The sequence below is a fragment of the Hamadaea tsunoensis DSM 44101 genome, from assembly GCF_000428945.1.
Classification (GTDB): Bacteria; Actinomycetota; Actinomycetes; order Mycobacteriales; family Micromonosporaceae; genus Hamadaea; species Hamadaea tsunoensis.
Genome location: NZ_AUAX01000007.1, coordinates 358,978 through 383,907, shown reverse-complemented (window position 1 = coordinate 383,907; position 24,930 = coordinate 358,978). Strand labels below are relative to the sequence as shown.

At 71.8% G+C, this 24,930-nt stretch carries 20 protein-coding genes; 15 read left to right on the top strand and 5 right to left on the bottom strand.

What is annotated here, in order from left to right:
- Positions 1-160: 160 nt before the first annotated feature.
- Positions 161-937 carry a transglutaminase-like domain-containing protein gene (locus tag G401_RS0116180; RefSeq protein WP_027343327.1) on the bottom strand — a complete coding sequence of 259 codons (777 nt, stop codon included), beginning with the start codon at positions 935-937 and terminating at the stop codon, positions 161-163.
- Between the two features lie 116 nt (positions 938-1,053).
- Here G401_RS0116180 and htpG point away from each other — a divergent pair, with 116 nt between their 5' ends.
- Positions 1,054-2,952 (top strand): molecular chaperone HtpG, encoded by a 1,899-nt coding sequence (htpG, locus tag G401_RS0116175; protein WP_027343326.1) that lies wholly within the window; start codon positions 1,054-1,056, stop codon positions 2,950-2,952.
- A 151-nt stretch (positions 2,953-3,103) separates the two neighbouring features.
- Here the strand turns inward: htpG and G401_RS46085 are convergent, their stop codons facing one another.
- A complete protein-coding gene (locus tag G401_RS46085) occupies positions 3,104-3,571 on the bottom strand; it encodes a hypothetical protein (RefSeq protein WP_034591765.1) in 468 nt (155 codons plus the stop codon).
- Between the two features lie 330 nt (positions 3,572-3,901).
- Between G401_RS46085 and ahcY the strand changes: the two genes are divergently transcribed.
- Positions 3,902-5,356 (top strand): adenosylhomocysteinase, encoded by a 1,455-nt coding sequence (gene ahcY / locus G401_RS0116165; protein WP_027343325.1) that lies wholly within the window; start codon positions 3,902-3,904, stop codon positions 5,354-5,356.
- A 56-nt stretch (positions 5,357-5,412) separates the two neighbouring features.
- Here the strand turns inward: ahcY and G401_RS0116160 are convergent, their stop codons facing one another.
- Positions 5,413-6,000: a TetR/AcrR family transcriptional regulator gene (locus G401_RS0116160; protein ID WP_027343324.1), complete on the bottom strand. Its 588-nt coding sequence runs from the start codon at positions 5,998-6,000 to the stop codon at positions 5,413-5,415.
- Between the two features lie 35 nt (positions 6,001-6,035).
- On the opposite strand from G401_RS0116160, the gene G401_RS0116155 reads away from it, so the two are divergent.
- The 3 genes from G401_RS0116155 (at position 6,036) to G401_RS0116145 (ending at position 9,893) form a co-directional block, all read left to right on the top strand.
- Positions 6,036-6,905 carry an alpha/beta fold hydrolase gene (locus G401_RS0116155; protein ID WP_027343323.1) on the top strand — a complete coding sequence of 290 codons (870 nt, stop codon included), beginning with the start codon at positions 6,036-6,038 and terminating at the stop codon, positions 6,903-6,905.
- A gap of 135 nt (positions 6,906-7,040) precedes the next feature.
- Positions 7,041-8,618: an AMP-binding protein gene (locus tag G401_RS0116150; protein WP_034591763.1), complete on the top strand. Its 1,578-nt coding sequence runs from the start codon at positions 7,041-7,043 to the stop codon at positions 8,616-8,618.
- Between the two features lie 9 nt (positions 8,619-8,627).
- Complete coding sequence (locus G401_RS0116145; RefSeq protein WP_027343321.1) at positions 8,628-9,893, top strand: class I SAM-dependent methyltransferase; 1,266 nt, start codon at positions 8,628-8,630, stop codon at positions 9,891-9,893.
- Between the two features lie 126 nt (positions 9,894-10,019).
- Here G401_RS0116145 and G401_RS0116140 read toward each other — a convergent pair whose 3' ends face one another.
- Positions 10,020-11,144, bottom strand: coding sequence for a 2-oxo acid dehydrogenase subunit E2 (locus G401_RS0116140; RefSeq protein WP_027343320.1), 1,125 nt, complete (start codon positions 11,142-11,144; stop codon positions 10,020-10,022).
- 184 nt (positions 11,145-11,328) lie between these two features.
- On the opposite strand from G401_RS0116140, the gene G401_RS46080 reads away from it, so the two are divergent.
- From G401_RS46080 to G401_RS0116105, 8 genes are read left to right on the top strand one after another with little or no spacing between them, the layout of a single operon-like run.
- A complete protein-coding gene (locus G401_RS46080; RefSeq protein WP_034591761.1) occupies positions 11,329-12,642 on the top strand; it encodes a condensation domain-containing protein in 1,314 nt (437 codons plus the stop codon).
- 24 nt (positions 12,643-12,666) lie between these two features.
- On the top strand, positions 12,667-14,421 hold the full coding sequence (locus tag G401_RS46075; RefSeq protein ID WP_051366717.1) for a non-ribosomal peptide synthetase: 1,755 nt from the start codon (positions 12,667-12,669) through the stop codon (positions 14,419-14,421).
- A complete protein-coding gene (locus tag G401_RS0116125) occupies positions 14,418-15,317 on the top strand; it encodes a 3-oxoacyl-[acyl-carrier-protein] synthase III C-terminal domain-containing protein (protein WP_027343319.1) in 900 nt (299 codons plus the stop codon). The genes G401_RS46075 and G401_RS0116125 overlap by 4 nt, the downstream gene beginning before the upstream one ends.
- Before the next feature lie 2 nt (positions 15,318-15,319).
- Complete coding sequence (locus G401_RS0116120) at positions 15,320-16,630, top strand: MATE family efflux transporter (RefSeq protein WP_027343318.1); 1,311 nt, start codon at positions 15,320-15,322, stop codon at positions 16,628-16,630.
- Positions 16,631-16,641: 11 nt separating this feature from the next.
- Positions 16,642-16,869 carry a phosphopantetheine-binding protein gene (locus tag G401_RS46070; protein WP_034591759.1) on the top strand — a complete coding sequence of 76 codons (228 nt, stop codon included), beginning with the start codon at positions 16,642-16,644 and terminating at the stop codon, positions 16,867-16,869.
- The gene (locus G401_RS0116115; RefSeq protein ID WP_034591757.1) at positions 16,869-17,795 is read left to right on the top strand and encodes a thiamine pyrophosphate-dependent dehydrogenase E1 component subunit alpha; all 927 of its coding nucleotides are present in this window, start codon (positions 16,869-16,871) and stop codon (positions 17,793-17,795) included. Before G401_RS46070 ends, G401_RS0116115 begins: the two co-directional genes overlap by 1 nt.
- Positions 17,792-18,784: an alpha-ketoacid dehydrogenase subunit beta gene (locus G401_RS0116110; RefSeq protein WP_027343316.1), complete on the top strand. Its 993-nt coding sequence runs from the start codon at positions 17,792-17,794 to the stop codon at positions 18,782-18,784. The genes G401_RS0116115 and G401_RS0116110 overlap by 4 nt, the downstream gene beginning before the upstream one ends.
- A gap of 31 nt (positions 18,785-18,815) precedes the next feature.
- Positions 18,816-19,961 (top strand): acyl-CoA dehydrogenase family protein, encoded by a 1,146-nt coding sequence (locus G401_RS0116105; protein WP_027343315.1) that lies wholly within the window; start codon positions 18,816-18,818, stop codon positions 19,959-19,961.
- 297 nt (positions 19,962-20,258) lie between these two features.
- On the opposite strand, the gene G401_RS0116100 is transcribed toward G401_RS0116105, so the two are convergent.
- Positions 20,259-21,218: a GNAT family N-acetyltransferase gene (locus G401_RS0116100; protein WP_084557255.1), complete on the bottom strand. Its 960-nt coding sequence runs from the start codon at positions 21,216-21,218 to the stop codon at positions 20,259-20,261.
- 303 nt (positions 21,219-21,521) lie between these two features.
- Here G401_RS0116100 and G401_RS0116095 point away from each other — a divergent pair, with 303 nt between their 5' ends.
- Positions 21,522-24,386: a glycoside hydrolase family 9 protein gene (locus tag G401_RS0116095; protein WP_027343313.1), complete on the top strand. Its 2,865-nt coding sequence runs from the start codon at positions 21,522-21,524 to the stop codon at positions 24,384-24,386.
- A gap of 228 nt (positions 24,387-24,614) precedes the next feature.
- Positions 24,615-24,929, top strand: a complete 315-nt coding sequence (locus tag G401_RS0116090) for a hypothetical protein (protein WP_027343312.1) — start codon at positions 24,615-24,617, stop codon at positions 24,927-24,929.
- Position 24,930 lies beyond the last annotated feature (1 nt).

Below are 24,930 nucleotides of genomic sequence, written 5' to 3'. Positions count from 1 at the left end.
TCGCCCCACTCAGCTGGCAGTGGAGTCCCCGGAGCGTAGCGATAGGGGCGGAACGGTCTCCCGCGGGAGGAGCGGAGGTGAGATCGACGAACCCGGGACAAGTATGTGATCTTGAAGCTGATCTTTACGCACCCGGACTCTCGCGCAAGTTCTCCGCCGGTCAGCTGATCATGGAAGCGGGTACGGCGAGGTCGGCGGTCGCGTACAGGGCCGCGACGCTCTCGGGTTCGGCCTTGAGGCACACCTCTGCCACCTGGTCCATCAGCTCGTCGTAGTCCGGACCGGTACGCCCCGCGTACGAGTCGGCCATCCGGCCCCACTCGTCCCACGGGAGCATCTCGATGCGGTGCAGCGCGGCCAGGTCGCGGATCGCGTTGCCGCGGATCTCGCCGATGCCCCACGCGTGCGGTTCCCCGCCGACGCCGAACTTCTGCGGGTCGGCGTCCCCGGCCCGGAACCGCTGCCAGGCTTCGCCGCCGGTGAGGAACTCGCCCTCGGCGACGTCGCGGCCGATCTGCGGGTCGGTACGCACCCACCCGCCGCCGTCCCAGTACTCGGTGACCCAGTGGTCGACGTGCAGGCCGGGCTGGAAGTAGTCCGCGAAGCCGACCCGCGCCCGCGCCGGTACGCCTTTCGCCCGCAGCAGCGCCGTCGCCAGCGTGGCGAAGTGCCGGCAGGTCGCGACGAGCCGGCGCTCCACGGGCCGGACCACGTGCAGCGGGGCCGGATCGAGGGCCAACAGGATGTCCAGCGACCGGTTCATCGGGCGGATGTGCCGGTGGTCGCCGAGGCCCGCGCCGGCCTCGGACGGATGAATGATGAGGCCGGCCACCGCGGCGCAGACGCCGGCCGGGTCGTCCGGCAGCCCGGCGAGCGCGGGCAGCTGGGCGGCGTCGAGGGTGGTCAGCGGCCCCGGGGTCGCGTACGCCAGGCTCATCCGGGCAGAGTAACGCCGGGATACGACAGTCCGCGACGGCAACTATCCTGAGGGCGGTCTGATTTTCAGGCCGGCCTCAGAGTGAGCAAGGCCCCCTACTCAGGAAAGGCACGGGTGTGAGCGAGACCCTGGAGTTTCAGGCCGAGGCGCGTCAGCTGCTGCAGCTGATGGTCCATTCGATCTACTCCAACAAGGACGTGTTCCTGCGCGAGCTGATCTCCAACGCGTCCGACGCCCTCGACAAGCTGCGCATCGCGTCGCTCGTGGACAAGGACCTGGACGCCGACACGACCGATCTGCACATCGCGCTCGAGACCGACAGGTCCGCCCGCACCCTGAGCGTACGCGACAACGGCATCGGCATGAGCCGCGAGGACGTCGTGGGGCTGATCGGGACGATCGCCCGGTCGGGCACCGCCGAGCTGCTGCGCAAGCTCAAGGAGACGCAGGACGGCACGGGATCGCCGGAGCTCATCGGGCAGTTCGGGGTCGGCTTCTACGCGACGTTCATGGTGGCCGACAAGGTGACCCTGACGACCCGCCGGGCCGGGGAGTCCACCGGTACGCGCTGGGAGAGCGCGGGCGAGGGCACCTACACGATCGAGGAGGTCGAGGGGCTGCCGCCGGGCACGACGGTGACGGTGCACCTGAAGCCGGAGGACGCCGAGGACAAGCTCTTCGACTACACGGCCGAGTGGAAGATCCGGGAGATCGTCAAGCGGTACTCCGATTTCATCTCGTGGCCGATCCGGCTGACGACCGAGCGGGTCGGCGAGGACGAGGCCGTCGTCTCCGAGATCCAGACGCTCAACTCGATGAAGGCGCTGTGGGCCCGCCCGCGCGCCGAGGTCGACGAGGCCGAGTACGTCGAGTTCTACAAGCACATCAGCCACGACTGGGCCGAGCCGCTCGAGACCGTCCACATGCGCGCCGAGGGCACGTTCGAGTACGAGGCCCTGCTGTTCCTGCCCACGCACGCGCCGTTCGACCTGCACATGCGCGACGGCCGCCGCGGCGTCCAGCTCTACGTCAAGCGTGTGTTCATCATGGACGACTGCGAGGCCCTCATGCCGCACTACCTGCGGTTCGTGAAGGGCGTCGTCGACGCGCACGATCTCTCGCTCAACATCTCGCGCGAGATCCTCCAGCAGGACCGCCAGATCCAGAGCGTACGCCGGAAGCTGGTCAAGAAGATCCTCACGACGGTACGCGACCTGATGACCGCGGCGCCGGAGAAGTACACGACGTTCTGGACCGAGTTCGGCCGCGCGGTGAAGGAGGGTCTGCTGGAGGACCCCGACAACCGTGAGCTGATCCTCGACCTGGTGTCGGCCGCCTCGACCCACGACGCGGACGCGCCCACGACGCTGCGGGCGTACGTGGAGCGGATGAAGGACGGCCAGAAGGACATCTACTACATGACCGGCGACTCGCGGTCGATGATCGAGAACTCGCCGCACATGGAAGCCTTCCGCAGCAAGGGTTTCGAGGTGCTGATCCTGACCGACCCGATCGACGAGGTGTGGGTCGACCAGGTCATGCAGTACGACGGCAAGCCGCTGCAGTCCATCGCCAAGGGCCAGGTCGACCTGGACGCGGGCGCGGAGAAGTCCGAGGCCGAGAAGCAGGAGGAGGAGACCCAGCGCGAGCACTTCGGTCCCCTGCTGGGCTGGCTCGGCGAGACGCTGGCCGACCAGGTCAAGGAGGTACGCCTCTCGGCCCGCCTGACGACCTCGCCGGCCTGCATCGTCGGCGACACGATGGACATGACCCCGACGCTGGAGAAGATGTACCGGGCGATGGGCCAGGAGGTACCGCACGTCAAGCGGATCCTGGAGATCAATCCCGAGCACCCGCTCGTGCTGCGCCTGCAGGCCGCGCAGGCGGCGGGCAAGGACGAGACCGAGGTCGCCGAGCTGTTGTACGGGACGGCGCTGCTGGCCGAGGGCGGCGAGCTGGCCGACCCGGCCCGGTTCGCCCGGCTGCTCGCCGACCGCCTCGCGACGACGCTCTGACCGACCGCACCCGCGACCGCCTCCTGCTCTTCTGCTTCGGCTGCGCCCAGCAGGACGAGCAGGAGGTGTACGCGATCCTGCGCGACGACCGCATCCCCTGATCCGGCCGGGCCGTCATGGAATGAGCCCGGCCGATCCGCGGGGAGAAGGATCAGGGCCGGCCGTCGAGCAGGGCGCTCAGCTCGGTGGCCAGCGCGCCCAGGTCCTCCCCGTGGTAGACGCCGGCGAGCTCGGCCAGCAGACTGGCCGCGACCGCGACCTGGGCGGCCGTCAGCACCGCCGATCCCCGATCCTCCGCGAGCCGGGCCCGCAGGGCGGCCGCGTACTCGTCGCGGTTGAGCGGGTTGCCGGCCTCGTCCCGGGCCGCCGCCGTGGGGCGCGGCGGGATCACGCCGGACACGACCGTGCTGAGGTGGGCGTGCTGCGGACAGAAGTCGGCCTGGCGCACGGGATCGAACGTCCAGCCGGCCGCATGCTCGCGGGCGAACGCCAGGGCGTCCGTGTCGCTGCGCCAGCGCTCGATGGCCGCCGGCTCCAGCTGGACCGGACAGCCGGCCGCGTCGCAGCTGAGCACGACCCGCCGCTCGGAACCGCGCGCACTGGACAGGTGGATGCTCATGGACGCTCGCTCTCCCGGGCTTTCACCCCCGCCTGCACACGCCACGAGCGTCGGCTGAGTGGCCGCATCGCAGGATGTACGCCCAGCCTACGCTTGCCCCGCCAGCGGCGGCGAGGTGCACGCACATTGGTCAATACCGTCCGGTTTGGTATGCTCCCCTCATCGCGGTGCTTCCGCGGTCGGCCGCCGAGGGGCGCTGCGACGGATCACGAGCGATCATGGTCCGCCACGCTCGGCCACCGACTACCCGTTTCAAGGGCGCCTCCCATGTGTGGAGGCGTACCGGGAACCATTTCCCCGCCTCCCTTCGAGGGAAGTGAGGTAGACGCCGTGGGCGTCCAGCTCCAGCAAGTCAACGGCATCGAGTTCGCCGTCGCCGACCTCGGCCAGGCCGACGCGGGCCGTACCCAGATCCGCCTCGCCGAGCACGAGATGCCGGGCCTGATGGCGATCCGCCGCGAGTACGCGGACTCCCAGCCCCTGCGCGGCGCCCGCATCGCGGGTTCCCTGCACATGACGGTGCAGACGGCCGTGCTCATCGAGACCCTGGTCGACCTCGGGGCCGACGTCCGCTGGGTCTCCTGCAACATCTTCTCCACCCAGGACGAGGCGGCCGCGGCCGTCGTCGTCGGGCGTACCGGCACCGTCGAGGCGCCGGCCGGCGTACCGGTGTTCGCCTGGAAGGGCGAGACCATCGAGGAGTACTGGTGGTGCACCGACCAGGTGTTCCGCTTCGCCGGCGGCCTCGGCCCGAACGCCATCGTGGACGACGGCGGCGACGCCACCCTGCTCGTCCAGAAGGGCGTCGCCTTCGAGGCGAAGGGCTCCGTCCCGGATCCGTCCGACGAGGACTCGCACGAGTACCGCGAGGTGCTCGCGACGCTGACCCGCAGCCTCGCCGAGGACGGCCAGCGGTTCACCCGCATCGCCGCCGACATGCGCGGCATCTCCGAGGAGACCTCGACCGGCGTCGCCCGGCTCTACCACCTCGAGCGCGACGGCGAGCTGCTGTTCCCGGCGATCAACGTCAACGACTCGGTGACCAAGTCCAAGTTCGACAACAAGTACGGCATCCGCCACTCGCTCGTCGACGGGATCAACCGGGCCACCGACGTCATGCTCGCCGGCAAGCTCGCGGTCGTCTGCGGCTACGGCGACGTGGGCAAGGGCGCGGTCGAGGCGCTGCGCGGCCAGGGCGCCCGCGTCGTGGTCACCGAGGTCGACCCGATCTGCGCGCTGCAGGCGGCCATGTCCGGCCTGACCGTGGTACGCCTCGAAGAGGTGATCGCCGACGCCGACCTCGTGATCACCACGACCGGGAACACCGGCATCGTCCTCGTCGAGCACCTCGCGGCGCTCAAGCACAACGCGATCGTCGGCAACGTCGGGCACTTCGACGACGAGATCGACATGGCCGGCCTGGCCAAGGTGCCCGGCATCGTCAAGACGGAGATCAAGCCGCAGGTCCACGAGTGGACGTTCCCGGACGGCCACGCGATCATCGTGCTGTCCGAGGGCCGGCTGCTCAACCTCGGCAACGCCACCGGCCACCCGAGCTTCGTCATGTCGGCGTCGTTCACCAACCAAGTGATGGCGCAGATCTCCCTGTTCACCGAGGAGTACGCGATCGGCGTACACCGGCTGTCCAAGCAGCTCGACGAGAAGGTGGCCCGGCTGCACCTCGACGCGCTGGGCGTGCACCTGACCGAGCTGCGGGCGGAGCAGGCCGCGTACATCGGCGTGGAGGTCGAGGGGCCGTTCAAGCCGGAGCACTACCGGTACTGAGCGATCGTGCTGACAAGGGCCCGGCGGCGACCGACCGCCGGGCCCTTTCCCGTCCGCTACACGAAGAGCCGGTCGAGGTGATAGGTCAGCACGGCCAGGGCGGCGGCGCCGTCCCGCTGGCCGCCGAGCACGCTGGAGCCGAGCCCGTTCGTCATCGCGAGGAGTCCGGCCGCGACCGTGGCCGACTCGTCCGGCGCGCACGCCCCGCCGGCCGCGAGCTGCTTGGCCAGGAACCGTTCCAGCAGGTCGGGGTACGCCGTCCCGTGCTCGGTCGCCATCCCCGGCGTGGCCAGGACCAGCGTGTAGTACGCGGCGTACGTCCGGGTCAGCCGGCGGCTCTCCTCGTCGGTGGGCAGGATCGCGGTGAGGGTGCCGTAGACCATGCCGCGCGGGGTCGGGGGCGTGCCGAGGGCGCGGATGTGGCTCTCCACGCGCGCCGACAACTGCTCCCCCAGGTACGCCAGGCCGGCGACGAGCAGCTCGTCCTTGGTGTGGAAGTAGTACTGCACCAGGCGCAGCGACACCCCCGCCTCGGCCGCGACCTCGCGCATGCTGGCTGCCTGCAACCCTTTCGCGTACGCGATGCGCAGCAGGGCTTCGCCGATCTCGCGGCGGCGTACGTCGTGGTCCACTCGTCTCGGCACGACATGATGGTACCGCTTGATGGTACAGTCGTACCATGAAAACGGTGGGAGGCTTCACCAGCGAGCGGGCCCAGGCGAAGTTCCTGGCCGCCTACGAACAAGCACTCGACCGCTGCTGGCCCGGGCGGACCGTCCGCGACGTGCCGACGGCCTACGGGCGTACCCGCGTGCACCTGGCCGGTCCCGAGGACGGCGTACCGGTGCTGCTGCTGCCGGGAGCCGGCGGCAACTCCCTGATGTGGCACCGCTACGTCGGCGAACTGGGCAGGGACCGGCGGGTGATCGCGGTCGACCCGGTCGGCGAGCCCGGTGGGTCCACACAGGACCGACCGATCGAGGGCGCGGCGGACCTGTGCCGGTGGCTGGACGAGGTCGTCGAGGGCCTCGGCGGCCTCGGGCCGGTGGACATCCTCGGCTGCTCCTACGGCGGCTGGACCGCGATGCGGTACGCCGCCCACCGCCCGGCGGCGGTGCGGTCGCTGACGCTGCTGGACCCGGCCGGGTTCGGCAAGGTCGGCGGACGGTTCCTGGCCTGGGTCATCGTGGGCGGCCTCGCCGGTTTGCTGCCGAGACCCCTGCGGCACCGGGCCGCGGGGTGGCTGCACAACGCGACGCTGCGCGACGACGACGTGATGGGCCTGGCCGGGGCGATGATGGGATTCCGCCGCCGGCTGCCGGTCCCGCCCGCGATGACGGACGACGAACTGCGGGCGGTCACGGTGCCGGCGCTGGTCCTGCTCGGTGAGCGCAGCCAGCTCTACGACGCGGCCGCGGTGGCCGACCGGCTGCGCGCACTGACCGGCATGGCCGTCGAGGTCGTCCCCGATGCGGGCCACGACCTGCCGATGCGGTGCCCGGAACTGGTCCTCGACCGGATGGCCGCCCGGCACGCGGAGATCGGCTGACCCGCGCACAGCGCGAGCACCCCGGTCCGGCGTGGCATCCCGGCCGGGGTGCGGCACTCAGCTCTGTACATTCCTAGATCCCGGCCCGCATACTGTCGACTGTTTCGTGCAAGAAACAGACGAGGAGTACCGCGGATGCCTGCCGAGATCGTCCGACGCTTCGACGAGGCGGTACGCCGCCACCGCGACCTGCCCGCCCTGGAGCTGGCCGGCGAGACCGTCACGTACGCCGACCTCGGCCGGCGGGTGAACGCGGTCGCCGACCGGCTCGCGGGCGCGGGTCCGCGGGTCGGCGTACGCGTCGGGAAGAGTCTCGCCGGGCCGGTCGCGTACCTGGGGGTGCTCGTGTCGGGGCGGTCGGCCGTGCCGCTGTCGCCGCAGGCACCGGCCGGGCGGCTGGCGACGATGCTGGCGGCGGCCGGGATCACCACCGTCGTCACGGACACACCCTGGGAGCACGAGGGTGTCGAGGTCGTCGACGCGAGCAGCCCGGACAGCGCGGACGGTCCGAACAGCGCGGACGGCCCGAACAGCGCGGACGGTCCGAACAGCGCGGACGGTCCGAACAGCGCGGACGGTCCGAACAGCGCGGACGGTCCGGACGGCGCCGCGCGTGCCGAGAGCGGGACCGAGGCGTACGTGCTGTTCACCTCGGGGTCGACGGGGGTGCCGAAGGGCGTGTGCATACCGCACCCGGCGGTGAGCGCGTACGTGAAGCACGTGGTGAAGCGGTCGGAACTCGGGCCGGGCTGCCGGATCACGCACAACTTCGAGCTGACCTTCGACCCCTCCGTCTTCGACCTGCTGGCCGGGCTGACCTCGGGGGCCACGCTCGTCCTGCCCGAGCCGCACGAGGCGGCCAACCCGGTCGCGTACGCCACCGGCCGGCGGATCACGCACTGGTACTCGGTGCCCTCGGTCGTCTCGGTCGCGCGGCAGATGCGGCTGCTGGCCCCGGGCTCGATGCCGACGCTGGTCCGCAGCTGCTTCATCGGCGAGCCGCTCACCTTGGAGCAGGCGCGCACGTGGGCGGCGGCGGCACCGGGCACGGTCCTGGAGAACGTCTACGGGCCGACCGAGCTGACCGTCAGCTGCACCGAGTACGTACTGCCGGCCGATACCGCGAGCTGGCCGGCTCCGGGCAACGGAACCGTTCCGATCGGCGACGCGTACCCCCATCTTGAATGGTGCCTGGTGGACGACGGCGCGGTGGTGGCCGGCGAGGGCGAGCTGTGCATGCGCGGAGTGCAGCGGCTGACCACCTACCTGGACCCGGCGGACAACGCGGGGCGGTTCTTCGTCATCGAGGACGGCGTGGCGCGCGGGTACGACGGTCCGGCGCCGGTGCCGGACGGCTGCTGGTACCGGACCGGCGACCGGGTGCGGGTGGCGGACGGCCTGCTCGTCCACATCGGACGCCTCGACCGCCAGGTGAAGGTACGCGGTTTCCGGATCGAGCTGGGCGAGGTGGAGCAGCACGTACGCGGCCTCGCGGGGATCGGGGACGCGGCGGCGGTCGTCGCGGACGGCGCGCTCGGCAAGACGATCGTGGCGTTCTACACCGGCGCCGAGCGGCCGGCGTTCGAGCTGCGCGCGCAGCTGGCCGCCGCGATGCCCGCCTACATGGTGCCGGAGCGGCTCGTGCGCCTGGCCGACCTGCCGCGCAACGACCGCGGCAAGACCGACTACCGCCGCCTCGCGACGCTGATCTGAGGGAACGCCATGGACATCGCCCGCACCACGGCCGCGCTGCGCGGCGCGCCCCGGGTCCGCGCGGCCGCCGTCCTGCACGCGGGCGGCGAGCTGGTCGCGTACGTCGTTCCGGGCCACAACACCGCCGCCGTCAGCGCCTGGCGCGACGCCTTCCGCGAGATCTACAAGGAACCCGCCGCGCCGGACGGCTTCGACGCGCGCGGCTGGGTCTCCAGCATCGACGGCAAGCCGCTCGCCGAGCAGGACATGCGCGCCTGGCGCGACACCACCGTGGCCCGGCTCCTCGCCGCGCCGCCGGGCCGCGTCCTGGAAGTGGGCTGCGGCAACGGGTTGCTGGCCACCGAGCTGATCGGGCCGTGCGCCGCGTACACCGGCACCGACATCGTCGCCGAAGGCCTGCCCTCCCTGCGTACGCGTCTGCAGCCGCTCGGTCCCGGCAAGGCGACGCTCGTGCGGGCCGAGGCGACCGACCTGCACACGCTGCCGGGCGAGTACGACCTCATCGTGCTCAACTCGGTGATCCAGTACTTCCCGGACGCCCGCTACCTCCTCGACGTGCTCGACCAGGCGGTCGCGAAGCTCTCCCCCGGCGGGCGGCTGTTCGTCGGCGACGTGCGGCACTCCGGGCTGGCCGAACGGCTCTACGTCGAGCGCGCGTACGCCCGCCTCGCCGAGCCGACACCGGAGAAGGTCGCCCGGCTCGTCCGCGTATCGTCCACGGCAGAGGGTGAGCTGCTGGCCGACCCGCGGTTCTTCGTCGCGTACGCGCACCGCCTCGGCCCGGACTGGTACGCCGACGTCGAGCCGAAACGGGGCCGCTACGACAACGAACTGTCCCGTTACCGGTTCGACGCGACCCTCGGGCGGACGCCCGTTCCCGGTGCGGCACCGGTCGTGCGGTCCTTCGGCGACCTGCCGCGCCTGCTGGCCGGACACGTCTCCCCGATCGTGCTGCGGGACCTGCCCAACGCGCGGCTCGGGTCCGGCGGCGTGCACCCCGAGGACGTGTACGAACTCGGCGCGGCCCACGGGTACACCGTCCGGCTGGACTGGACGGGCGGCGGGCCGGAGTTCGACGCGTACCTGTCGCGGGACGGGCGGGTGGCGCCGCTGCGGCTCCCGCCCGACGGGACACCCGCGAGTCACGTGTCCGCACCCCGGCTCGGCGGGGCGAACGAGCGGCACGCGGCGGAGGTGCTGGCCCATCTGGGCGAGGTGCTGCCGGCGGACCTGATGCCCGCCCGCATCGAGATCGTCGACACCCTCCCCACCTGACCCCTGGCCGCTCTGCGCCGCCGACCCCGCCCCGCTTCAAGATCCCGTTGGGATCAGGGAAATCACCCGAATCTTGGCCTAAGATGACGTGGCGATCCCTGATCCAAACGGGATCTTGGGGGCGCGCTACGCGAGGATCGCGCGGAGGGCGTCGAGGTACTGGGCGGCTTCGCGGCCGTTGATCACCCGGTGGTCGTACGCGAGTCCCACGTACGCGACCCAGCGCCGGGCCACGTCGCCGTCGTCGGTGAGGTAGAGCTCCGCCTGCGGTGTCGTCAACGCGAGCGCGCACACCTGGCCGGGGAAGATGAACGGGATCGCCAGGACGACGTCCGCCTCCGTATGCAGAGTGACGCCAATGTTCGCCCCTTCCAGCTCGGCTGGGCGGAACGCGCCTTCGGCGGCCCGCGTACGCAGGTCGGCGAGCCGGGTCGCGATCTCCTCGGTGGACAGCCGGGCGGCGTTCCGCAGCACGGGCACGAACAGGCCGGTGCCGACGTCGACGGTGACGCCGATGTGCGGTGCCTCGGCCGGGATCACGGCCGAGCCGTCGGCGGTCAACCGGGAGTAGAACGCCGGGAACCGCCCGTGCAGCGCCGCGACCGCCTCGATGAACAGGTTCGCGATCGTGACCGGGCGGCGTACCTGGCGGATGAGGCGGCGGGCCCGCTCCTGCGCCGCCCCCATGTCGATCTTCGACACCGTGTACGCGGCCGGGATGGTCGTGTGCGACGTGGACACCGCCCAGCCCACGGCACGCTGCACCCTCGACAGCGGCTCGCCTTCCACCGGGTCCGCCCGCACCGATGACGGGGATGCCGCGGACGGCGAGCCTGCCAGCGTCTCGATGTCCGCGCTGCGTACCAGTTTCACGGGCAGGGCCAGTACCTGCTCCTCGGTGACGCCGAGCTCTGCCATCCGTGCCCGCGCCGGCGCGGTGATCAGCTGACCGCCGCCGGCCTGATCCTCCGCAGGGGACCGATCCGGGACGGGCACGCCCGGGACCGCCGCGCCGGCCGGGCTCGCGGACACCCGCGCGATCACCTGTCCGGGCTCGACCTCGGCCCCGGCGGCCACCGCGTGCGCGACGTAGCCGTCCTGCGGCGCGGGGATCTCCTCCACCGCCTTCGACGTCTCGACCTCGGCGAGCCCGGCGCCGGCGCGTACCGGTTCGCCGTCCTTGACCAGCCAGTCCACCAGCACGTACGCGCTGTCGTTGGCGTTCAGCTTGGGCACCCGTATCTCGGCCACGGTCCCCGGCTCCCGTCCGTCCCCTTGGGACCTCCGGCGTCCGGCCGCGCACACCCGGGGCCGAACATGATCCGGAAGGTCTCGTGCAGATTCTTGACGCAAAGGGTGGCACGAACCGACAGATGTCTGCAATATTTCAATCTACTGAGTCGCGGAGCGCGAAACGGAAACTCGGGGGTAACTCATGGCGCTACCGGCACGCACCGGCCCGTTGACCTGGGCGCAGCGCGAGTGGTACGCCGACCTCGGCGACGAGGCGGAAAACTCCTCGTCAGCGGCGACCAATGCGGCTGTCGAGTTCCCCGGGCACGAGCTGCCGGTCGAGGTGGCCACCGCCGCCGTCCAGGATGTCCTGAGCCGGCATGAAGGACTGCGTACGCTCATCGAGCGTCAGCCGGACGGTCAGCGCTTGCAAACCGCTTGCACAGTGGACGGGGCATCCCGTGACACGTATCTGCGGATCGTCGCGGACGGACCCGAGGCGCAGGCGGCGTACGCGACCGCGCGCGACACCCCGTTCCGGCTCGCCGCCGAGTGGCCGGTGCGGTTCGTGCTCGCCACCGGCGACGGCGTCGTGCGTCGCATCGGGACGGTCGTCGACCACGCCGTGATCGACGCATGGGGCTGGAAGGTCCTCGGCGCCGACCTCGACACCGCGCTGCGGGTGCGGGCCGGTGACGGCAAGCCGTGGGAGGCCGACCCGGAGCAGCCGCTCGACACCGCGTTGTGGGAGACCGGCCCGGACGGCGCCCGGTACGCCCGCCGCGCGACCGCCTTCTGGCGACGCCAGTACGAGACCCTGCGCGACGGACTCGACGGCTGGACGCCGCCGCCCTCGCCCCGAGCGGGAGAAAAGACGCTGCACGCCTTCCGGCTGGCGTCGTGGAAGACCGCCGATGCCGCTGAAGGGCTGGCGGCGCGCGGCATCCGCCCGGCCACGCTCTACCTGACCGCCTTCGCGGACGCGATCGGCGAGGTCGAGGGCACTGCTGTCGTCGGCGTCCAGACCCTGAACGCGAACCGGCTGACCCAAGGTACGCAGGCCTCGGTCCGCAAGGCCGTCATGCCCGCCCCGGTGGTGATCAGGCGCGGCGCGGACCCGGCCGGGATCGGCGCCCAGCAGCTCGACGGCGCCCGGTTCGCCAACCTCGACCCGGCCGTGGCCGCCGGCCTGGCCACCGAACTCCTGGGCGCCTACGCGCATCAGGGTCCCACCGCGGCCCGGTTCAACTTCCTCGACAACTCGGTCGTGCCGGGCCACCTCAACACCACGTCCCTGGGCGGCGAGGGCATCCGCTTCGTCGACCCGGCGGTCCAGGGTGCCGTCACCGAGGACCCGCCGCGACCCGGCGGTTCCCGGTTCATCCTGTCCGTCCAGCACCAGCCCCTCGGCGCGCTGCTGACACTGGCCTGCCACGCCGACACCGCGTGGCGGGCGGCCGGTCCGGACATGCTGCGCCACATCGAAGCCTTCATGGTGCGGGCCGCGGCCCGCTGACATACACGAGACAAGGACACCCCCATGCCCGGACTGGTGCCCGCCGACTGGTCGGCGGGAGACGCCCGCGCCCTGCCGCCCGTCACCGTGCTCGACCTGTTCGCCGCCCGGGCGGCGACCGCGCCGGACGCGGTCGCCGTCCATAGTGGAGATACCACGCTGACCTACGCCGAACTCGACGCCGCCGCCGGGTCGATCGCCGGCCGCCTGCTGGCGTACGGGGTGGAGCGGGGGGCCCGGGTGGGCGTCCTGGTCGACCGGTCGGCGGGCCTGCTCGCCGCCCTGCTCGGCGTCTGGCGGGCCGGCTGCGTCTACCTTCCGCTCGACGTCGAGCATCCGGCCGACCGCACCGCCTTCCTGCTCGCCGACGCCCGGGCCGCCGCCGTGGTCGCCGACCGCCCGGTCCCCGCGCCCCTGCCGGTGGTCGCTCCCGACGAGCGGCACACCCCGGGAGTACGCGTGCCCCAGCCGTCGGATCCGGCGTACCTCATCTACACCTCCGGGTCGACGGGGCGGCCCAAGGCGGTCGAGGTGGACCACGCCGCGCTGCTGAACGTCGTCACCGAACTCGGGACCGTGCTGCGGGTCGGGCCGGGCGAGCACTGGCTGAGCATGGCCCCGCCCACGTTCGACATCTCGCTCGCCGAGCTGTGCGTACCGGTGGCGACGGGGGCCACGCTGACGATCACGACCCGCGCCGAGGTACGCGACGCCGCCCGCCTGGTCCGCCTGATCACGGCCGGCCGGCCCGCGACCGGTGGCGTGACCCGGATGCAGGCCGTCCCGTCGCAGTGGCAGGCCCTGGTCGACGCCGGCCTGCACGCGCCGGACCTGATCGGCATGACCGGCGGCGAGGCGCTGCCGGCCCGCCTCGCGACCGCGTTGACGCAGCGCCTCGGCGGCCTCGTGAACGCGTACGGGCCGACGGAGACGACGATCCTGTCGACGGTGTGGCCGGTACCGGCCGAGCCCGGCGAGATCCGCATCGGCCGGCCGATCGCCAACACCCGCGTACTCGTGCTCGCCGAGGACGGGACCGAGGCCGCCGTCGGGGAGCCGGGCGAGCTGCACATCGGCGGCCTCGGCGTCGCCCGGGGGTACGCGGACGCGCCCGACCTGACCGCCGCGGCCTTCGTCGAGCACCCGCTCGGCCGGCTGTACCGGACCGGCGACCGCTGCCGGTGGCGTACCGACGGGAACCTGGAGTACCTCGGCCGGTCCGACAGCCAGGTGAAGATCCGCGGCCAGCGGGTGGAACTCGGCGAGGTCGAGGCCGGCCTGGAACGCTGCCCCGAGGTCGCGGCCGCCGTCGCCCTCGTCCGCGGCCAGGAACTGATCGCGTACGTGATGCCGGCCGACCCGGACGCCCCGCCCACGCCCTCGGCCGTCCGGGACCACGCCGCGCGGACGCTGCCCTCCGCGATGACGCCGACCTCGATCCTGGTGCTGAAGGAGTTCCCGCTGACCGCCAACGGCAAGATCGACCGGGCCGCGCTCGCCGAGGTGAACCCGGTGGCCGCCGCGGCGCCGGTCGCGCCGGCCGGCGCCGACCCGTTCACCACCGAGTTCTGCGCGCTCGTCGCCGAGGTGCTGGGCGCCGGGCGGGTCGGTCCCGCCGACGACTTCTTCGAGGTCGGCGGCCACTCGCTGGCCGTCATGCGGGTGGTGGCGGCGATCTCCGACCGCTGGGGGGTCGAGGTCGCGTCGGACGTCTTCTACGACACCGAGACCGTCGCCGACCTCGCCTCGGCCGTGAGCGCCCTGCGGAGCGCGCGATGACCGCCCTGCACGAGGTGGCCGCGTTCGTCCCGCCGTCGGTGCCGCTGGCCTCCCTCGGCGACCACCTGGGACTGTCCCCCATGGACGTACGCGTCTTCGAACGCCTGCACGGCCTGCGGGACGTCGCGATGGCGACCGGGACCGACTGGCCCGACCAGGTCCTGGCCGCCGCCGAACGCCTCACCGGCCTGCCCGCGTACGCCGACCGGATCCGGTATGTGATCGCGGCCCGCAGCGAGCTGCCGATGGCGTACACCCGGCCGTTCCCGCTGCATGACATCGCGGCCAAGCTGGGGCTGCCCGACGACGTGATCTGCTTCGCGCTGGCCGAGCACGCCTGCGCCTCGGGCCTGCTCGCGGTGCACACCGCCGGCCGGCTGCTCGCCCGCGACGCGGTGCCCGGGGGCCTCGCCCTCGTCCTCACCGGCGAGAAGGCGAGCCTGCCCGAGGTCCAGCACATCCCGAACCAGACCATCATGGCCGAGGGCGCCGCCGCCGTCGTGGTGGGCGATGGCGGGGACCGGGACCGCGTGCTCGCGTACGCGTCGCGTACCGGCGACGGGGTCGTGTCCTATCAGGACTCGTATCACGACGTGTTCGTGGACGCGATGAACGAGGCGGTCGCGACGGCCGGGCTTACCTGGGATGACATCACGGTCGTCCTGCCGCACAACGTCAACCGCGTCTCGTGGGTACGCATCGCCCGGCAGCTCGGCCTCCCGATCGAGCGGATCTTCCTCGACAACGTGCCGAAGCAGGCGCACTCGTTCTCGTCGGACGCATTCATCAACTATGCCGATGTGACGGCCGCGGGCGGGCTGCGGCCCGGGGACGCGTACATGATGACGGCGTCGGGGGTCAACACGGTCGCCTCGGTCATGGTCCTGCGGCACTGACGATGAGCGGCACCGACACCCTCGCCGCCGTCCCCGTCCGCGACGGCCCGGGCTACCGGCGGATCGTCGCGCTGGCGACGCCCCTCGCGCTGGCGAACGGCTTCGCGCTGAGCGCCCAGTGGCTCATCGTCGTGCTCATCGGCCGTTTCGGTCCCGAGGCCCTCTACGTACGCTCGCTCTACCTACCGGCGTCGTTCATCCTGTCGGCCTTCCAGGTCGGCATCGACATCAGCACCCTGGTGGCGGTGGCGCGCGCGGGGACGGCTCCCGGCGCGGTCGGCCGCACGGTCCGGCCGCTCCTGACCGCCGGCCTGACCGCGATCGGCGCGGCCGCCGCGCTCGTGGCGGCCGCCGCGGCCCCGCTCGCCGCCGCGCTCGGCGCCCACCCCGGAACTTCCTTCGTCCCGTTCCTGCGCCTGATGTGCCTGGTCGTCGTCCTCGAAGTCCCGTGCATGATCCTCACCGCCGCGCTCCGCGCCACCGGCCACCCCGGCCAGGCGTCCGGCGTGGCGGTCACGGTCATGGTGATCCAGGTGGCCGGAGTTGCGGTCTTCGGCGGCGTACTGGGCCTGGGATTGAACGGCTTCCCGCTCGCCGTCGCCGCGTCGGCGGCTGTCGGCCTGGCGGCGGCTGCCGTCCTGCTGCAACGGCACGGGCTGCTGAGCGCGATCATCCACACCCGACACACCGATCACGGTGGCCACGGCGAAGCCTGGAGAGCACTGGCGGCGGTCGGCGTACCCGTGGGCGGCACCTTCGTCGTCCTCTTCCTCGCCAACAGCGCCACCATCCGCGTCCTGGCCAGGTTCGGCGAAGCAGCGGTCGCCGGCTACGGCATCGCCAGCACCACCCAGATCGTTCTGATAGTCCCCGCGATGGGCCTCGGAACAGCAGTGGCGATCCTGGTGAACCAGGACCGGAGCACCCCGCCCATCACGACCGTCCGCCGCGGAGCGGCCCTGGCGACACTCATGTACGCCCCGATCAGCGTATTCCTGTGGTTGTTCGCCGGAAGAATCGCGGACCTGGCGGCGCCCGATGCGGAGACAGCCCGCGTGACCTACGAGTTCCTGAAAATCACAGGTCCTTCACTCGCCTGCGTGGGGATCATGCTGACCCTGCTGACGGTGCTGGAGCAGACGGGGTCGGGGTTCGTCGCACTGAGCTTCAACCTCTGCTACTTCGCGGCGGCGATCGGCGTCGGCGCGGTCCTGGCCCGGCACGACTACGAACCGCTCTTCACCACGATGGCCGTCGTGAACGTGCTGGCCCTCGCCTGCGCGGTACCGATGGTCCGGCGCCGCATCCGATGAAAGGAAGAGACATGCCCACCTTGGAGAAGATCGTCTGCGACGTACTGGAGATCGACCCCGCCACGCAGGGCGAGATCAGCCACACGACGCACGGCGAGTGGACGAGCATCAAGCAGGTCCAGATCATGATCTCCCTGGAGGACGCCTACGACGTGACCTTCACCGGCGACGAGATGGCGTCCGGCACCTCGGTGGCGCGGCTGCGGGAGATGCTGGCGGGCAAGGGCGTGGCCGCCTGATGGCGCACCCGGCACCCCCACTCGTCGTCGCCCGGGCCGATCTCGCGGCGCTGCTGTTCATCCGGCATTTCGAGACCGCGCTGCTGGAGCTGTTCGCGCAGGGCCGGGTCGCCGGAACCACGCACACCTGCCTCGGCCAGGAGTACATCCCCGTCGCGCTGGCGCCGCTGCTCGCCGGGGACCACGTGTTCAGCAACCACCGGGGACACGGCCACTACCTCGCCCGGTACGACGATCCGGCGGGCCTGCTCGCCGAGATCATGGGCCGGGCCGGCGGGGTCTGCGGCGGGGTGGGCGGCAGCCAGCACCTGTGGCGGCCGGACTACCTGTCTACCGGCGTGCAGGGGCAGAGCGTGCCGGTGGCGGCCGGGGTGGCGCTGCACCTGCAGCAGTCCGGGCGCGGGCAGCTGGCCGCGGCGTTCGTCGGCGACGGCACGTTCGGCGAGGGCGCCGTGTACGAGGGGCTCAACCTGGCCGCGCTGTGGCGGCTGCCGCTCGTGCTGTTCGTGGAGAACAACGGCATCGCGCAGTCCACACCCACCGACCGGCAGCTCGCCGGAACGATCGCCGGGCGCGCGGCGGCGTTCGGGATCGCGTACGCGGGTGTCGACACGGACGATGTCGGCGAGATCCGGTCGGCCGTCGGCCCGCTCCTCGCGGCGGTACGCGACGGCGGCGGTCCGCTGATCGTCGAGTTCCGCACCCGGCGGCTGGGCCCGCACAGCAAGGGCGACGACTCGCGTACGCCGGCCGAGCTCGCGGCCCTGCGATCGGCGGACTGGTACGCCCGCACGCGCGCGCTGGACCCGGTCACGTTCGACGAGATCGACGAGCGGCAGCGGGCGCGGATGGCCGCGGTCCTGGCGGACGTGGCGAACCGCGAACCCGCCGGGCAGTGGGCCGGCACGCAGTGGGCCGCCGCGTGAACCGCGTCGCGGACGACCTCAACGCCGCACTGCACAAGCTGTTCGAGGCGGACCCCTCGGCGTACCTGCTGGGCGAGGACGTGGCCGACCCGTACGGCGGCGCCTTCAAGATCACGAAGGGGCTGACGACCCGCTTCCCGGGCCGCGTCCGCGCGACGCCGATCAGCGAGGCCGGCTTCACCGGCGTGGCCTGCGGGCTGGCCCTGACGGGGAACACGGTGATCGTCGAGATCATGTTCGCCGACTTCCTCTTCCTCGCGCTGGACCAGATCGTCAACTTCGCGGCCAAGTCCGTCAGCATGTACGGTCGGCGGCTGCCGATGCGCCTGATCGTGCGCTGCCCGACCGGCGGCCGCCGGGGCTACGGCGCGACGCACAGCCAGAGCCCGCAGAAGCACCTGATCGGCGTACCGGACCTGGCGATCTACGAGCTGTCGCCGCTGCACCCGGCCGCGGCGGTGTTCGCCGAGATGACCGCGGCGGCGATCCCGTGCCTGTTCGTCGAGGACAAGTCCCTCTACGGCGAGCGGCTGCCGGCCGGCGACCGCCTCGACGACCTGTTCTCCTTCGACCGCCTCGGCACGCACGCCCGCGCGTACGCCGACCGGAGCCTGCCCGTGGACCACCTGGTCCTCGCGCCGGGCGGGATGCTCGGCCGGACGCTCGCGGCGGCCCGCCGGCTGCTGCTCGACCGCGAGGAGAACACCCAGATCGTGGTGCCGTCCCGGCTCTACCCGCTCGACCTCGACCCGCTGCTGCCGCTGCTGACCGCCGCCGGCCGGGTGTCCGTCGTGGAGGAGAGCACCGCCGGCGGCACGTGGGGCGAGCACGTCGCGGCGCGGATCAACGCGGCCGTCCGGCTGCGGCACCCGGTGACCCTGGTCAGCTCGGCGGACTCGATCATCCCGGCCGCCCCGCAGCTCGAAGCCCAGGTCGTGGCGGGCGCCGACACGATCTACGCGGCCCTCGCCACGGGACCGCTCGCATGAGACACGCCGACCTCGCCACCGGAGCGCTCGCATGAGGGACGCCGTCCTCACCGAGGATCAGCTCGCGTTCCGCGACACCGTACGCGCGTTCGTCCGCCGCGAAGTCCTCCCGCACTATCCCGCCTGGGAGGAGGCCGGCCGGGTCGACCGGTCCGCCTGGCTGGCCGCCGGCCGGCAGGGCCTGCTCGGGCTCGACATGCCGGCCGAGTACGGCGGCGGCGACTGCGCCGACTACCGGTTCGCCGCGCTGATCACGGAGGAACTGGCGCGTACCGGGACGGCGGGGTTCGCCCTCGCGCTGCACAACGACATCATCGGCCCCTACCTGCTCGGCCTGGCCGATCAGCAGCAGCGCGGACGCTGGCTGCCCGGCTTCTGCTCCGGCGGGACCCTGGCCGCCCTGGCGCTCACCGAACCCGGCGCGGGCAGCGACCTGGCCGGCGTACGCACCTCGGCCCGCCGGGACGGCGACGACTACGTGCTCACCGGGTCCAAGACGCTGATCAGCAACGCCCTGCAGGCCGACATCGTGCTCGTCGCGGCGGTCACCGATCCCGCCCGGCAGACCCGCGGGCGGCTGACCCTGCTCGTGGTCGAACGGGACATGCCCGGCTTCACGCGCGGACCGGCCCTGCGCAAGATCGGGCTGCACGCCCAGGACACCGCCGAACTGTTCTTCGACGAGGTACGCGTACCGGCCGCGAACCGGCTCGGCGACGAGGGCGGCGGCTGGCAGTACCTGATGCGCCACCTGCCCCGGGAGCGGCTGAGCATCGCGGTCGCCGCGGTGGCCGCCGCCGAGGCGGTGCTGGCCGAGACGATCGCCTACTGCCGCGACCGCCGGGTGTTCGGCCGGACCCTCGGCGAATTCCAGCACGTACGCTTCGAGCTGGCCGAGATGTCCACCGAGGTCGAGATCGCCCGCACGTACGCCGACCAGTGCGTCCTCGACCACGTCGCCGGCCGGCTGGACGAGGTCGGGGCGGCCCGGGCGAAATGGTGGACGACCGACCTGCAGCGCCGGGTCGTCGACCGCTGCCTCCAGCTGCACGGCGGCTACGGGTACCTGGTCGAGTATCCGGTCGCACGGGCGTACATGGACACCCGCATGATGCCGATCTACGGCGGCACCAACGAGATCATGAAAGAGATCATCGGCCGCTCCCTGGGCCTGTGACCGCCCCGCCCCCGCCCTGCCCCCGCCCTGCCCGTCGGTCCAAGATCCCGCTTGGATCAGGGAAATCACCCGAATCTTGGGCCAAGATTACGTGGCGATCCCTGATCCAAACCGGATCTTGGGGTGGGGGGCGAGAGCGGAGACCGACGCCTCCCCGGCGCCGGAACTAGTCCAGCGCCGGGACCGCAGGCGGGCGTCCGATACAGATTCGCGACGATAGCCGTCCGCGATATGCCCATTGTCCGTCGCATGCGGACGCTGCGTGAGCGAAACCCGTCAGTAGCTTGGGCAATCCGATCAGTAGCCCACCACCCGGTGGACGCGGATGAAGGTCTCCTCGAAGCCGAGCGCCGGCCAGGCTCGCGACGACAACAGGTTCGTCACGCGCCAGTCCGTGACGACGCTGGTGAACCCCGCATCCCGGGCCCACACGCACACCGTCTCGCCCAGCGCCCGTCCGGCGCCGAGTCCGCGGGCGGCCGGCAGCACCGCGGCGAATCCGAGGAAGCCCGCATTCTCGGTACGCGCGAGCGCCGTGTGCGAGCCGGACTTGCTCAGTGCGCAGCCGATCGCGGAACCGATGACGGCACCCTCGTGCTCGGCGACGAAGACCGCGTACTCGGGATCGTCGAAGTCGGACTCCCACTCGTCCAGGGCCTCCTGGAGGTCCGGTGTCGAGCCCGCCGAGAACACCGGCGACCGGCCCTGGTGGTGCGGCAGTTCGAGGTCGAGCTGAGCCAGCAGGGGGATGTCGGCGCGGACGGCCGGGCGTACGGCGACCTTCGACGGTGTAACTTCCACGGCCGTGTCCCGGATCCCGTGGGCATGCTGCTGGCCGAAGCCCAGGCGGTACCAGGAGTTCAGCAGCGCCGGATCGGCCGGGGCGAGGGCGTAGTGCGCGGTACGCCCTTCGTCGACCCAGCGCTGGGCCGCCACGGCGTACAGGTCGCGGAGGTCTTCGGGGTCGGTGCACGCGTGGCCGGCCGACTCGACCCAGACGTTCGGCCCCCACAGCTCGCTGCCTTTCGGGGCGCCGAGGACGAAGCCGGCCGGCTGCCCGTCGCGTACGCCGAAAGCCCCGGAGGCATCGGGTTGCGCGAAGGCGGCGGCGACGGCCTGCGCCGCGACCGACGGGTCCTCGAAGGAGGGCGACAGCAGCGGCGCGGTACGCCGGTGGGCGCGGTGGCGCGCGGCGAGCAGGCCGGCCGCGGCGTCGATGTCGTCGGCGGTGAAGGACCGGACCTGGATGCGTGACATGCCGGTCAGGGTAGGCAGCCGGCCGGGCCGCGGCATCCGAATTTGCGGGGCGGGACAAATGCGGGTCTTCCCAAAATCGGATGGGGGCGGTTGAATCAGCCCAACGGATTGTCCCGTCTCGATTCTGGGAGCGCTCCCAGAATCGGTGCTCGGGCCGGCCGGAAACCCCTCCGCGTGGTTCGCCCAAGCCACCGGCGGCGGCAGGGCGACGACCGCGCTCCCGGCGGCCCGGCGCATCCGGCCGCATGATCCCCGCCGCGCCCGGGCGCGCCCGCGACCTCCCACGGACCACAGGAGAGCCGCATGCCCGCTCCCGCATCGAGACGTTCGCGACGGCTGATCGCCGCGGGCGCCACCCTCGCGGCCGTCGCCGCGGGGCTGACCGGCGCCGTCACGGCCACCGCGCCCGCCCACGCCGCCGTCACCTACAACTACGGCGAGGCCCTGCAGAAGTCGATCTGGTTCTACGAGGCCCAGCAGTCCGGCACGAAGCCGAGCTGGAGCCGCGTCTCCTGGCGCGGGGACTCCGCCCTGACCGACGGCTCGGACGTCGGGCTGGACCTGACCGGCGGCTGGTACGACGCCGGCGACAACGTGAAGTTCGGCTTCCCGATGGCCGCCTCGACCACGATGCTCGCCTGGGGCGCCGTGGAGAACCGGTCGGCGTACGCGAGCTCGGGGCAGCTGACCAACCTGCTGAACAACCTGCGCTTCGTCAACGACTACTTCATCAAGGCCCACCCGTCGGCCAACGTCCTCTATGGACAGGTCGGCAACGGCGGCACCGACCACGCGTGGTGGGGCCCGGCCGAGGTGATGAAGATGGCGCGGCCGGCGTACAAGGTCGACGCCAGCTGCGGCGGGACGGAACTGGCGGCGGAGACGGCCGCCGCGATGGCCGCCAGCTCCATCGTCTTCCGGCCGACGGACAGCGCGTACGCCGACAAGCTGCTCACCAACGCGACGCAGCTCTACACGTTCGCCGACACCGTCCGCAAGAAGTACAGCGACTGCATCACCGACGCGGCCGGGTACTACCAGTCGTGGAGCGGCTACAACGACGAGCTCGTCTGGGGCGCGCTGTGGCTGTACCGGGCCACGAACCAGCAGTCCTACCTGGACAAGGCCGAGGCCGGGTACGCGAACCTGAGCACCGAGCCGCAGTCGACCACGCACTCGTACAAGTGGACGCAGGACTGGGACGACAAGACGTACGGCTCGTACGTGCTGCTGGCCAAGCTGACCGGCAAGCAGCAGTACATCGACGACGCCAACCGGTGGCTGGACTACTGGACGGTCGGCGTCAACGGCGCGAAGATCACCTACTCCCCCGGCGGCCAGGCGTGGCTGCAGCAGTGGGGCTCACTGCGCTACTCGGCGAACACGGCGTGGGTGGCGCTCGTCTACTCGGACTGGCTGACCGACGCCACCCGCAAGGCGCGCTACCACGACTTCGCGCTGAGCCAGATCAACTACATTCTGGGCAGCAACCCGAACAACCGCAGCTACGAGATCGGGTTCGGCAACAATCCGCCGATCAACCCGCATCACCGTACCGGGCACGGGTCGTGGACCGACAGCCTCACCAGCCCGACCAACAACCGGCACGTCCTCTACGGCGCTCTCGTGGGCGGTCCCGGGTCGGCCAATGACGCGTACACCGACGACCGGTCCAACTACCAGATGAACGAGGTCGCCGACGACTACAACGCCGGCTTCACCTCCGCGCTCGCGCGCCTCTACGGCGAATACGGCGGTACGCCGCTGGCGAGCTTCCCGCCGACCGAGACGCCGGACGACAACGAGATGTACATCGAGGCGGGCGTCAACGCGACCGGCTCGACGTTCACCGAGATGAAGGCGACCGTCTACAACAAGTCGGCGTGGCCGGCCCGGAAGCTGACCAACGGCTCCTTCCGGTACTACTTCACGCTCGACGGGACGACGACGCCGAGCCAGATCTCGCTGACGTCGGCGTACAACCAGTGCTCGGCGCCGACCGGGCCGACGCAGTTCAGCGGGAACGTGTACTACGTGACGGTGTCCTGCTCCGGTCAGGTCATCGCCCCGGCGGGCCAGTCGGACTGGCGGCGTGAGGTCCAGTTCCGCATCACGAGCGCGGGCACCTGGGACCCGACCAACGACTGGTCGTACCAGTCGGCGATCGCCCGGGACGCGCACATGACCCTGTACGACGGCTCGACCCTGGTGTGGGGTACCGCGCCCGGGCCGCAGACGCCGGACACCACCGCCCCCACCACCCCGGGTACGCCGGCCGCGTCCTCGATCACGTCGACCGGTGCCACGCTGACCTGGACGGCCTCGACCGACGCGGGCGGCAGCGGCCTCGCCGGGTACAACGTCTACCGGGAGGCCGGAGCGACCGACGTGCTCGTGGGCTCCCCCACCACCAACACGATCACGCTGACCGGGCTCACCGCGTCCACGTCGTACACCTACTACGTGGTCGCCCGGGACGGCGCCGGCAACCTGTCGACCGCCTCGACGCCGGTGACGTTCTCCACCACCGCCCCGCCGACCGACACCACCAAGCCGACCACCCCCGGTACGCCGGTCGCCAGCGCGATCACGTCCACCGGTGCGACGCTGACCTGGACGGCCTCGACGGACTCCGGCGGCAGCGGCCTGGCCGGCTACAACGTGATCCGCCAGCAGGGCGACGCCCTCCAGATCGTCGGTACGCCGACCACGAACACGTTCGCGCTGACCGGCCTGACGGCGTCGACGTCGTACACGTACTACATCGTCGCCCGCGACGGTGCCGGCAACGTGTCGGCGAACTCGCCCACGGTCACGTTCAGCACCACCGCTACCGGAGGCGGCGCCGGCTGCGACGTCGCGTACGTGATCGGCAACGAGTGGCCGGGCGGGTTCACGGCGTACATCACGATCAAGAACACCGGGACGACGGCGCTGTCCAGCTGGTCGCTCGCCTGGACGTTCCCGGCCGCCGGTCAGGCCGTGGGCCAGGGCTGGTCGGCCACGTACGCGCAGACCGGCGCGAACGCGACGGCCACGAGCCTGTCCTACAACGGCACGATCGCCGCGGGCGGGAACGTGCAGATCGGGTTCAACGGCGCCTGGACCACGGCGGACCCGGAGCCGACCGCCTTCACCCTGAACGGCTCCGCCTGCACGGTCTCCTGAAGCACCACCCCATAGATGCCCGCGGCGGGATCTCCCGCCGCGGGCGCCCCACCTCGCTCGGGCCGCCCGTTGGGGCTACCCGCCTGCCTCGCGCCCGTTGGGCCGCGCATGATCCCGTTGGGCCGCGCGGCGGGATCAGGGCTTAGGGGGCGGCGGGGGCGCGAATTGGGGGGAGAGTCAGGGGCGTGATCGCGGGACGCGGTGGCGCCGCCGGGGCATGCTGGACGCATGGCCAACGAGTGGAACGAGATCGGCGAGCGCCTGCAGGGCCTCGGCCTCAAGCTGAAGCTGCACTACGAGCAGTCCGGCCCGAGCGAGATGCCGGACGCCTTCAACAAGCTGGGCACCGCGCTGGAGGACCTGTTCAAGACGGCCGGCAACGCCGTCAAGGACGACGCCGTGCGGACGGACCTGAAGGACGTCGGCCACATGCTCGCCGACGCGGTGACCAACAACCTGAACCGGGCTAGCAACGAGGTCCGGGACTGGATCAACAAGGACAAGCCGGAGTCCCCGAAGGAAGAACCCCCCAAGAGCGAGTAGC